Raw genomic sequence first — 11760 nt, 5'->3', positions numbered from 1 at the left:
GTTACAGGGTAATTCCTTGATTGTTTAATTCCTTTACCCATTCTGAGGCAGCTGTACTTAAAGCTAGCTTTGCAGTTGTCTTCCCTTCCAGATATTTAAGAACCTGGTCGTTGAAATCTGGAATCAGAGTTGAAAACAGTGGGGAGGCTTTTAGAAATACCTGAGAATATGTTTTATCTACCTTAATTGTGCTTGAATAGTTATTGATTTGTGAAAGCCAGGTGAAATTAGACAATTTTGATGCTGAAGAGAGACCAGAATATGTAGAAGGAACGTAGGAGTAGTTCTTAATTCCCATTGAAAACTCGGAAGATGATGATGCAAACTGAAGGAATTTAAGGTCCAGTGTAATGTTACTGCTGTAAGGATTTACCCCAAGGAATGTTGGAGAATATCCTGTGTAGCCGCCTGGAAGCAGAGATATTCCAAGATCATTTTTAACCAGTGAAGACGAGTTCTCATATGTAGGTATAAAGCTTGACCATGCCAGACCCATAGCATAATCGCCGGTTCCAAAGAAGAGTTCCTGCTGGTCATAACCTATGGGTTGTGAGCTTACACTTGGTTCGTAACTAGTTAAATTCTTGTACATTGTTAGGGCCTGTATACCGTAACTGTTGTTAAATGAAGGCACTACTTTTCCATTTTGAAATCCGAAATATGTCCAGTAGTTAGGTGAGCTATTTGCTGGTATTCCTGTTGTGCTCTGTCCCTGACCATAGGGGTAAAACAGGTTGTAGAAAGTATCTATTATTGAGTGTGATGCACTATCAGGAAACATGAGGGCATATTTATTGTTGGCTCCATTGAATTTAGTGTGTGTGGAAACATAGCTTGATACGGCATTCAATGCTGTCCAGTTGCCCAGTTTAGAAGGTGTAATATTATAGTGATACTGATCATAGAATCCCTTTTCAAGTGTTGCGTTATTGAAAACTGTCTTGTTATACACGAGTATATAACCAACAACAGTATGAATTGGTATTCCTATAAAGTTATAACCATTTCCAGTTGCATTGGGTGCATAAGAACCTGATGCCAAATCACCTGATAGGAAATTTGCAGAGTTCAGATATTTCTGCCCAAGTGAACTGTTTAGATTATAGAGATACGGAGCCAGGGCTGGGGCCTGGGAGGCATAGTACATAAATATATTTGGAGGCGATGTTTTTCCCTGAAGAGCGGCAAGTGCAGTTGTTGTCATATCTGAATATCCAACGGAGTTAATCTGTACATTCACGTTTGGATTTTTCTTCTCAAACTGTTGAGCCACAGCTTTCAAATATGATTCTGTCATACTTCCACTATCTACCATAACATTAATCGTTTGCTTTTTTGCGGGCTTATCAAAAAATAAAATACCCAATCCTGCAACAATTACTATAATCACCACAATTGCGGCAATCCACTTAACGGAGCTACCTTTTTTTGAGCTTTGCATTTTGACTCAAAGCCATATCTGGTTCAAAACTTAATCTTTTTCTATGTAGAATATTGTCTCAATTTATATAAATATAATGCATTTTATATATAATTAATGAGTTTTGGAAGCTAATTAAATCAAACTAACTTTTTAATATAAAGATATCATAAAAGAACAGTGAAATTATGAAAAATGGCGGAAGAGATGTATATATGGTTTCAGGAGGGGTGACAAAGTTTACTAAGTCTAACCCTGCAATGGATTTTAGATTGAGAACAAAGAAGGCCTTTGATTATGCCCTGAATGACATTGGAATCAGCGTGAAAGATATTGACGGCTCTGTAGCTTCATACTTCTCTGATCATTTTCAGAGACAATTAATGTCAGGAATTATGGCACAGGATTATCTTGCACTAACCCCCAAACCAAGTAAAAGAGTTGAAGGGGGAGGTGCGACAGGTGGACTGGCGTTTCAAACTGGAGTGGAAGAAGTTGCCTCAGGAAGAATGGATGTATGTGCTGTTTATGGGTTTGAAACAATGTCTCATGTGAATACATGGAAAGGGAATGAATTCATAGCACTTGCAAGCGATACAAACTTTGACTATCCGGTTGGAGGTTTTTACACGGGTTATTATGCTATGATGGCCGTAAGACACATGCACGAGTTCGGGACAACAGTAGAACAGCTTGCAAAGGTATCTGTAAAGAATCACGGCAATGCAATACACAATCCCTATTCACAAAGTCCGATGAAAATCACAGTTGAAGACGTGAGAAATTCTCAGATGGTATCATATCCGCTTACAAGACTCGACGTCTGTACAATGTCAGATGGAGCGGCTGTTGCTATACTTGCATCGGAAGAAAAAGCATTCGAAATGTCTGACCATCCAGTTAAAATTACGGGTATTGGAACCGGAACAGACACAATGCGTCTATCTGACAGACCAATGTTGAAGGTTCCGCTTCTGGCTAATGAGAAAGAATCAGATTATAAAAATCTAAAATATCCAGGTGTTCACTCATTTAGAGCAGGAAGGTCTGCGGCAATAGAGGCTTACAAAAATGCAGGCATTACAGACCCACTGGAAGAGATCGATGTGGTAGAGTTACATGATGCGTATACATCCTCAGAGATACAGACATACGAAGATCTTGGTTTGTGCAAATACGGAGAGGGAGGACATTTCGTGGAAGAAGGAAAAGCAGATATTAACGGGAAAGTTGCTGTAAATCCATCTGGTGGGTTGCTGGCTTCAGGGCATCCAGTGGGTGCAACTGGAATAATGCAATCTGTTTTCATGTTCTGGCAACTGCAACATTCCATAAAGAAGCATTTCAAGGACGACGCGCTTCAGGTAAAGAATGCCAAGAGAGGACTTATTCACAGTCACGCTGGAACGGGTACTTATGTAACTGTATCAATTATGGAGGCGGTAAAATGACCATAGATTATGATGCAAAAATGCCAGAAACTCAGAGTGGAACGGAGGTATACAACACTGATCCACTTATTGTAAAATCCAGCTATGAAATAGATTACATCCACAGTTATGCACAGGATTCAGAATTCTTCAGGGCACTGGGAAAAAAGAAACTGATGGGTAGCAAATGCAAGAGCTGCGGATATGTATATGCAACACCAAGGGGACATTGCATGTTTTGTGGTTCAGAAACAGAGTGGCATGAATTACCAAACGAGGGGAGAATCCACACATTTACAACTTGTTACTTTGGAAGTGAAAAGTTTCTTCCTGAAACTCCGTTTAACCTTATTATGGTGGAGTTTGAGGGTGTTGATTCTCTGTTCATGGCTAGACTGATAGGAGCGTCTCAGGAAGATTTAAAAATAGGCATGAAAGTAAGAGCAAAATTCAAGAGAAATCTTACTTTTAGTCCTACAGACGTCTATTTCGTACCGATGAAGGAATAGAAATATGACTTCTGACAATTTTTTTTCTAATCCGGATAAAAGGGTTTTTATTTTAAAAATGGAAAATCAGGTAGATAGAGGGGCGCTATTATCAAGGTATAGCAGGACATCATCGCTTGATATAAGGGAACTTTATAAAAAGGAATTTCAGGAAAATCCAGACAGAGGTAAGAAATTTTATGAGCGGGTATTTCTGGAGTATGGCGATGAATCTGTAGCTGAATTAATATCGATTCAAATAGGCATACAGGGGATATCAAATATAGTAACAAAGTTAATCGAGGAATGCAGGGTTGGTTTATCCTATCTTGAAAAATCCTCAAGATATGTTAGCTATGAAAAAAAAGTAGATGGAAAATACCTATTTCTTGATTTTGAAAAGACTGGTATTGCGAAAAAATTTGAAGGTGAGTATAATTCCTTAATGGAAAAATTATTTGAATTCTATTCATATGGAATTCCAATAATTAAGGAGAATTTAAAAACAGATTTTCCACTTTCGAGTTTCCAAACTGAAGGGGAAGATTCAGCTTCAAAGGCCTATGAAACTGCCGTTAGATCAAGAACACTGGATGACATGAGGGCAATCCTTCCTTCCAGCACCCTGACGAATATGGGCATATCCGGAAATATCAGGGCATTCATTCATCTAATCCAAAAACTGGATCAAAGCGGAATACCAGAAGCGAAGGAAATTTCTGATCTACTTTATGACGAACTCTTCAGCGAGTTTGAAAATCTAGTAAAGTCCGCTAGAGATCCCCGTTACACCAAAAATCATGAGCCCGGAATTGAACAGAAAGATACTCAATCCCTTTCAAGTACAGATGGAAAAGGAATTAATTCAGTAGATGTAACCTTAACAGAATATAATAAAAAGCAAACATCAAATATAGGAAATATTTTATGCTTCTCTAATCCCACTTACATTGGCCAGAATAAGAAAGACATAATAGACTTAATTGCCGATGAAAGAAGGAGCCGAAGAGATAAATTACCAAGGGCGTTTGAGTTTATTAATCTGACATACAGGATCGTTATGAATTATGGCGCTTTCAGGGAGTTCCAGAGGCACAGATTTATGAGTATATTAAGGAAAGATATTACTCCCGAACATGGTTATTATATTCCAGAATATGTTTCCAATAATCCCGATCTTTCATCCAGAATGAAACAATTATTAGACGATGTAGGAAAACTCTATATTCACATAAGGAAGGATTCTGGTGGAAAACTGGCACAATATGTGTTACCATATTGCACGAATTATGAGATACTTGTTAATACAAATCTCAGGGAACTGGCATATTTCAGCGAATTAAGATCAACTCCCCAGTCACACCCAGATCTTAGGGAAACTGCAATTAAAATGGTTGGCACATTTCTGGATCAGGAGCCAGAATTTAAGCCACTATTCAAATTCGTTGATTATGGTAAGTATCCACTGGGTAGATTTTTCCAGGAATACAGAAAAGAGGAAAAAATTAAAAAATTATGAAATTGATTCAAAAAGTAATGTTTCCTGCTGAACATGGCTGTTGAAATTGATATCTATCAATTTTATTTTCATTTTTACTATTAAGAAATGTAACCAAGCTAAGGATAGATGAATGGTTCAATTACAGAATTTTTATCGTAAAAATATGCATAAAATTTATATTGAAGAACAAATTTACCAAGTAGAAATAAGGAGGAAAAAAGATGTTAAACGGACAAATGCCGATATTTATATTAAAGGAAGGTACAAGCAGGGATCAGGGTAAGAATGCACAGAAAAATAATATAGATGCAGCAAAAGCCATTGCCGAGGCTGTGAGGACAACTCTTGGACCGAAGGGAATGGACAAGATGCTTGTAGATTCGATTGGAGATATTATTATTTCCAATGATGGGGCAACCATTCTGAAAGAAATGGATGTAGATCATCCTACAGCAAAGATGATAGTGGAAGTTGCAAAGTCACAGGATACAGCAGTTGGAGATGGAACCACAACCTCAGTTGTACTTGCGGGCGAATTCCTAAAGCAGGCAGAGGAACTTCTTGAACAGGGAGTACATCCAACAGTTATTGCAAATGGATACAGACTGGCCGTAAATCAGGCAAAGAAGGAGTTAGACGCCATCGCAAAGGATGTAAAGGACGACAAATCTCTTGAACAGGTTGCAAGAACTGCACTTTCAGGTAAGAACATAGGGCTAGGCGGAGACATGCTATATAAATTAATTGTAAAAGCAGTAAATGCTGTGGCTGAAGAAAAGAATCATAAGTTCACAGTTGAACCATCCAGCATAAAGATTGATAAGAAGAGTGGAGGAAGTGTAAACGAGACAGAACTAATTATGGGGCTTGTCATAGATAAGGAAAAAGTTCATTCCAAGATGCCTTCTGTAGTTAACGATGCAAAGATAGCACTTATTGACTCAGCATTGGAAATAAAGAAGACAGAAATAGAGGCAAAGGTCCAAATTTCAGATCCTTCTAAAATACAGGATTTTCTAGATCAGGAAGTTGACACATTCAAAGAAATGGTTTCCAAGATAAAAAAGAGTGGCGCAAATGTGGTTCTATGCCAGAAAGGTATAGATGACATTGCTCAGCACTATCTTGCGAAAGAAGGTATTTATGCAGTAAGAAGAGTCAAGAAGAGTGACATGGAAAAACTTGCAAAGGCGACTGGCGCAAAACTTGTTACAAATCTCGACGATCTTTCAGCATCATATCTTGGTTCAGCAAAGAAGGTAGAAGAGAAAAAGATAGGCGACGACAGAATGACATTTGTAACCGGATGCAGCAATCCAAAAGCAGTAAGTATACTTATCAGAGGTGGAACCGAACATGTTGTGTCTGAGATCGAAAGAGCACTTAATGACGCCATAAGAGTTGTTGCAATTACAAAGGAAGACGGAAAAATACTTCCAGGTGGCGGAGCAGTGGAATCAGAACTTTCATTGAGAATAAGATCATATGCTGCCAGTGTTGGCGGAAGAGAGCAACTCGCTATAGATGCTTTTGCCAAGGCTCTTGAGGTTATACCTAGAACTCTGGCAGAAAATGCAGGTATGGATCCTATCAACACCCTTATACAGCTAAAGGCAGAGCATGAAAAGAAGAATATTAACACAGGAATTAACTTCTCTGATAACAAAGTCTCTGACATGTATGCAATTGGAGTATTCGATCCACTTAAAGTAAAAAGACATGCACTGGAAAGCGCAGTGGAAGTTGCTACTATGATATTGAGAATAGATGATGTCATAGCAAGCAAGAAGAGCGCGCCATCCCCCGGCGGCCAGGGAGGCATGGGTGGAATGGGCGGTATGGGCGGAATGCCACCATACTAATGCTTTTGATTTTTAAATTTCACCTATTAATATTTACACTCTTTTGTTCTCAGATTTAAAAAAAATTCTAACATTTTTACCGATCATAAATTTTACGAATTTAAACTCGTTTTGTCACTTATCCATGATCCGTAATTTACAATAATTAAACTCAAAAGGTAACCAAAATCAGGTAGACTTAAGAAGTTAATATAATGTAAAATATTATTTATCCTTTTATGTAATTGCCTTACGGTAAAATATGAATCTTTACGAGTATATGGGAAAACAGATTTTTAGGAAGTACGGTATTCCAGTACCGGAAAGCTATCTTGTTGAAAAAGAGTCAGACATTAGAAATTTTGAAAAACCCGTGGTGGTCAAGTCTCAGATCCTTCTTGGAGGAAGAGGCAAATCTGGAGGAATAAAATTTGCCAAGTCCCAGCAGGAACTTAACGATGGTGTAAAAGAGTTACTTGGAGCTAAAATTAGAGGTCTAACAGTAACAAAGGTTCTGATTGAAGAAATGATTCACATCAAAAAGGAGATGTATGTAAGTATTGCTCTGGATAGAACAGAAAAAGAGCCAATTCTTATTGCTACAACTCAGGGAGGAGTAGAGATTGAATCAATCCCTCACGATCAACTTTATACAAGACATATAGACCCAATTCTTGGATATTCTGATTTCATAGGAAGAGAAGCTGTAGCGTTCATGAAACTGGATCCTGATATAGCTAAACAGTTTATGTCTATTTTGAAAACACTTTATAAAATATGGGTCGAAGAAGATTGTGAACTGGTAGAAATAAATCCTCTCGTCATAACCGAAGAAGGAAAGCTTATAGCTGCAGACTCGAAGGTTGTTGTTGACAGTGATTCAGTATACAGGCACAAGGAGTTTGAAGTAGTTGATCCAGAGAAGACACCACTGGAATTAGAAGCTTCCCAGAAAGGCTATGCGTTTATTGAACTTGATGGGAATATTGGAGTAATTGCAAACGGAGCCGGATTAACAATGGCAACTCTTGATGCATTAACTCTTCACAAGGGAAAACCAAGAAATTTCCTTGATCTCGGAGGAACGGATAATTCAGATATAGTTGCAAATGCCTTCGATCTTGTGCTTAAGGCGAAACCAAAGGCAATACTGGTCAATATATTTGGTGGGGTCACTAAATGTGACACAGTGGCAAATGGTATAGTAATGGCAAAGAATAAGCTCTCAATAACACAGCCAATTGTTGTTAGATTGAGTGGTGTAAGGGATGATGAAGGACGGAAAATACTAAAGGATAGTAATATAGATTCATTCCCCACAATGATGGAAGCAATAGAGAGAGTTGTAAAGTTAGCAGGAGGTAATTAAAATGAGCGTTTATGTTGATGAGAATACAAAAGTAATTGTTCAGGGAATAACAGGGCATCAGGGTGCATTTCATGCTGGAGAAATGCTTGCATTTGGAACAAAGGTAGTTGCTGGCGTTTCCCCCGGAAAGGCTGGAACTAAGTTCATGGACAGGGTTCCCATAGTTGGCTCAGTCAGGGATGCAATGGAATTTAAGCCAGATGCTACCATGATCAGCGTGCCTGCCCCTTTTGTAAAGGATGCGGCTTTCGAGGCAATCGACTCAGGGATCAATTTCATTTACATACTAACAGAACATGTGCCATTCCACGACTCAATGGAAATAGTGCACAATGCAAGGAGAAAGGGTGCAGTTGTAATAGGACCAAATGGACCTGGAATCACAGCCGTTGGTAAATGCAAAATTGGAATCATGCCAAATAAAATATTCAGAAAAGGTAACATTGGAATAGCGTCAAGAAGTGGAACACTAACCTATGAAATTGTTGATGCTGTTACAAAGAGTGGTATGGGAGAAAGCACAGTCATAGGGCTTGGTGGAGATCCTGTAGTAGGTCTTAACTACATAGATATACTGAAGCAGTATGAAAAGGACCCAGACACTGAAAAAATCGTTCTTGTGGGTGAAATAGGTGGCAGTAATGAAGAGCTTGCAGCCCAGTATATAAAAAAGCACATCACAAAGAAGGTTGTGGCATACATAACAGGAAGAAGTGCACCACCAGGAAAGAGAATGGGTCATGCAGGAGCCATTATAGAAAAGGGAGTTGGAACTGCAGAATCTAAGATTAAAGCTTTCAATGCAGCTGGAGTAAAGGTTGCCGAGTACCCAACAGATGTACCATCACTTCTGGAGTGATCCCTATGATTAAAAAAGATTTGGTATCGATTCTTGATATCAGGAATGACTTTAGCGAGATAGTAAATATGGGGTTAAAGTTCAAGAGATCAAGATACCAGACCAGCCCATTGGTTGAAGGCCGATCCATGGGGATGATATTCGAAAAATCAAGTACAAGAACTAGAGTTTCTCTTGAAACAGCAATGTACCAACTTGGGGGAAATGCACTTTACCTAAACCCCTCAGATATGCAAATGGGCAGAGGTGAAACGGTAGAAGACACTTCACGAGTTCTATCAGGAATGCTTGATATCATTACTTACAGAGCTTTCAGTCATGAAAACGTGGTTAAACTTGCAAAATACTCTTCGGTTCCTGTAATCAATGCATTAGACAACCAGGAACATCCACTTCAGATGATAGCAGATTTTATGACCATAGCCGAAAAGAAAGGAGAATTTCAGGGAAAGAAGTTTTCATACGTTGGTGATGGGAACAATATGGTAAATTCACTAGTGCTTACCTGCGCAATGACTGGAATGGATATTTCCATAGGCACTCCTAAAAATCATATGCCTGATCAGTCATTCATAGAAAAGGCAAAAAAAATAGCAAGGGAAACTGGCAGTACTGTTACATTGACCGATAAACCTGGGGAAGCAGTGGAATCTGCGGATATAATATATACAGATGTATGGGTTTCAATGGGAGAGGAAAAGCAAAGGGAAGAAAAGGAAAAGGATCTTAGGCCATTTCAGGTTAACAGTGAACTTGTAAAAAATGCAAAAAAAGATTACATTTTTATGCACTGTCTTCCTGCTCACAGGGGACTTGAAGTAACAGACGAAGTCGCAGATAGCATCAACAGTGTAATTTTCCAGGAAGCTGAAAACAGGCTGCATAGTGCAAAAGCAGCAATTGTTTACCTTTTAAGCAATTAAAAGGAAACATAATTTTTTATACAATTTTTAGCATTACAGAGTATGGCGGAATTAACAGAGTCTATGAAAAAGTTCAGTATTGAAAATGATCTGAAGTTAGATTACCTAGAAATTAAGTCGGAAGGAAGCAGGGGAAAAATAATGGTAGTCTCGGAGATATGGGGACTCACAGCATTTATTAAATCTTTTAGCAGGAAACTGGCAATGGAAGGATACGACGTTATTGCACCTGACTTATATTCAAGACCAGAAGACAAGAAGGTATTTACCGAAGAGAACATAATGGATGCCATGCGTCCTATGTGGTCGCTTCCTCCAGAAAAAAGAAGAGATCCTGAGGCAATAAAAGAGGTAATGGGAAAATTGTCTCCAGTTGGAAAACAGATTTTTGAGTTTGTCTCAGAAAAAAGAGAGCTAATGGAAAAGAGAATGCTTTCCGATCTTTCCAAATTATACGAACAGGAGATGAAAGGTGTTAGTAAGAAAGGAATAATTGGGTTCTGCATGGGCGGGGGTCTTGCCTTTCAGCTTTCAACATCAAAAGCATTCGAAGCTTCAGTTATATTCTATGGTGCAAGTCCAAGAAATCTGGATGAAATGGAACACATAAAGGGAGCTGTGTTTGGAATCTATGCAGGCGAGGACAGTGGTATAAATGCAACTCTGCCTCAGGTCATGGAAAGAGTTGTAAAATACAAGACCGATTTCGAAATGAAGCTTTACCCTGGTACCTATCATGCCTTTTTCAACGACACTGGAATGAGTTATAATAAGGAGGCATCAGAAGATGCATGGGAAAAAGTGAAATATTTCTACAGGAGGTATATGAAATGAGTGAAATTAAACAGGAAGAGGAAGGCATATTTGATGGTTGTTTCTATGTATGGGTAGATGTAACCAAGAAATACATGTCAGATAAGGGAAAGACATTCAATGATTATAAGAAACTTGAAAAGGTTTGAGACTTCCTCTATTCCAGCCTTTTTGCATATAAGAACAAAACATCAATAGATACCCGATCTTTTTCGTGGTGGCTGTATGTTCTAGGAATGATAAGTTTCTTTCTGCTGTACGAAAGAACTGTTGCACGCCCCTTCAGGAAATTAAGAACGAAATCTTTCACTTTCCAGTTATGAATTAGATAAATGAAATCACCAATTTTGAATATTTTCTCAAGGAAGGGTAGATCCGAATCTCTTATAACCGAGCCAAAAGGTGTGTTACAAAACACTGTGTCCCAGTGGCCATTTATATTCCTTATATCATCAGTTAATATTTCAACATTTTTGAAACCGCTTAGGTTTTTATGAAGTACTCCCTCCTGATCTTTATCAATTTCCAGTGCAGTAACCAATCTTGCACCAAAATAAATAGAACCATATGAAAAGATCCCGTTGCCACTGCCAGCGTCCATAACTGTTCTTTCCTTTATGTTTCCGTTTATGAATGCAAGGTTTAAAATCTCTGAAGCTAGCACAGAATCGGTTGAATACTGCTCAAGTTCATTCTTTGGGTTACTTATTGGCTGCAGTTTTGATAATCGTATTTCCAAATCCTTTTTAGAAAGTTTCAATCTTCCCTGCTCTTTCCGCCAATCGCCATCTTGATTACATCAACGGCAACTTTCTTTGAAGTCTCTCTTGACATGCCTCTTGATCGTAATATATCCTCAATCTTTCGTATGGCCCTTTGCTTTTTCCATGTTCCCTCTTCATGAGCGGCAAGGACTATATATCTGGCTATCTCCCTATCTACATCAATCCCAAATCTTTCTCTTATTTTAATCTGCCAAATCGGTATTAGAATATCTGGAATATTCCTCAAGTTATTGCTCTCTCTTCTTTGAGCTATAATTTTATTTGGATCTTTCCTTTTAACCGAAGGCATATTGCATGATTAATAATTAATAATTAAATTTATTTTTATTGA

Annotated in this window: 12 protein-coding genes; 9 read left to right on the top strand and 3 right to left on the bottom strand. The window is 38.3% G+C overall.

Annotated features, from left to right (window positions below):
* Position 1: 1 nt before the first annotated feature.
* Entirely contained in the window at positions 2-1441 is a 1440-nt protein-coding gene (locus CSP5_RS06435) for an ABC transporter substrate-binding protein (protein ID WP_021788917.1), read from the bottom strand.
* Between the two features lie 167 nt (positions 1442-1608).
* On the opposite strand from CSP5_RS06435, the gene CSP5_RS06430 reads away from it, so the two are divergent.
* The 9 genes from CSP5_RS06430 (at position 1609) to CSP5_RS09990 (ending at position 10793) form a co-directional block, all read left to right on the top strand.
* Positions 1609-2871: a thiolase domain-containing protein gene (locus CSP5_RS06430; RefSeq protein WP_148689944.1), complete on the top strand. Its 1263-nt coding sequence runs from the start codon at positions 1609-1611 to the stop codon at positions 2869-2871.
* Positions 2868-3359 carry a Zn-ribbon domain-containing OB-fold protein gene (locus CSP5_RS06425; protein WP_021788919.1) on the top strand — a complete coding sequence of 164 codons (492 nt, stop codon included), beginning with the start codon at positions 2868-2870 and terminating at the stop codon, positions 3357-3359. The genes CSP5_RS06430 and CSP5_RS06425 overlap by 4 nt, the downstream gene beginning before the upstream one ends.
* Positions 3360-3363: 4 nt before the next feature.
* Positions 3364-4857 carry an FAD-dependent thymidylate synthase gene (locus CSP5_RS06420; RefSeq protein WP_148689943.1) on the top strand — a complete coding sequence of 498 codons (1494 nt, stop codon included), beginning with the start codon at positions 3364-3366 and terminating at the stop codon, positions 4855-4857.
* 203 nt (positions 4858-5060) lie between these two features.
* Positions 5061-6701, top strand: a complete 1641-nt coding sequence (gene thsB, locus CSP5_RS06415) for a thermosome subunit beta (RefSeq protein ID WP_077076455.1) — start codon at positions 5061-5063, stop codon at positions 6699-6701.
* Positions 6702-6942: 241 nt separating this feature from the next.
* Entirely contained in the window at positions 6943-8049 is a 1107-nt protein-coding gene (gene sucC, locus CSP5_RS06410) for an ADP-forming succinate--CoA ligase subunit beta (RefSeq protein ID WP_021788922.1), read from the top strand.
* 1 nt (position 8050) lies between these two features.
* Positions 8051-8908, top strand: a complete 858-nt coding sequence (gene sucD, locus CSP5_RS06405; protein WP_021788923.1) for a succinate--CoA ligase subunit alpha — start codon at positions 8051-8053, stop codon at positions 8906-8908.
* Between the two features lie 5 nt (positions 8909-8913).
* A complete protein-coding gene (gene argF, locus CSP5_RS06400; RefSeq protein WP_197683161.1) occupies positions 8914-9831 on the top strand; it encodes an ornithine carbamoyltransferase in 918 nt (305 codons plus the stop codon).
* A 42-nt stretch (positions 9832-9873) separates the two neighbouring features.
* Positions 9874-10665 carry a dienelactone hydrolase family protein gene (locus CSP5_RS06395; protein ID WP_083705323.1) on the top strand — a complete coding sequence of 264 codons (792 nt, stop codon included), beginning with the start codon at positions 9874-9876 and terminating at the stop codon, positions 10663-10665.
* Positions 10662-10793: a hypothetical protein gene (locus CSP5_RS09990; protein ID WP_277868659.1), complete on the top strand. Its 132-nt coding sequence runs from the start codon at positions 10662-10664 to the stop codon at positions 10791-10793. Before CSP5_RS06395 ends, CSP5_RS09990 begins: the two co-directional genes overlap by 4 nt.
* 8 nt (positions 10794-10801) lie before the next feature.
* Here CSP5_RS09990 and CSP5_RS06390 read toward each other — a convergent pair whose 3' ends face one another.
* Both CSP5_RS06390 and CSP5_RS06385 read right to left on the bottom strand, forming a co-directional pair.
* Positions 10802-11404 (bottom strand): METTL5 family protein, encoded by a 603-nt coding sequence (locus CSP5_RS06390; RefSeq protein WP_021788927.1) that lies wholly within the window; start codon positions 11402-11404, stop codon positions 10802-10804.
* Entirely contained in the window at positions 11401-11718 is a 318-nt protein-coding gene (locus tag CSP5_RS06385) for a hypothetical protein (RefSeq protein ID WP_021788928.1), read from the bottom strand. The genes CSP5_RS06390 and CSP5_RS06385 overlap by 4 nt, the downstream gene beginning before the upstream one ends.
* Between the last annotated feature and the right edge of the window lie 42 nt (positions 11719-11760).

It is taken from the genome of Cuniculiplasma divulgatum, from assembly GCF_900083515.1.
In the GTDB taxonomy this organism is placed as follows: domain Archaea; phylum Thermoplasmatota; class Thermoplasmata; order Thermoplasmatales; family Thermoplasmataceae; genus Cuniculiplasma; species Cuniculiplasma divulgatum.
The sequence above is the reverse complement of the archived record's forward strand: the minus strand, read 5'-3'. Positions and strand labels throughout refer to the sequence as shown.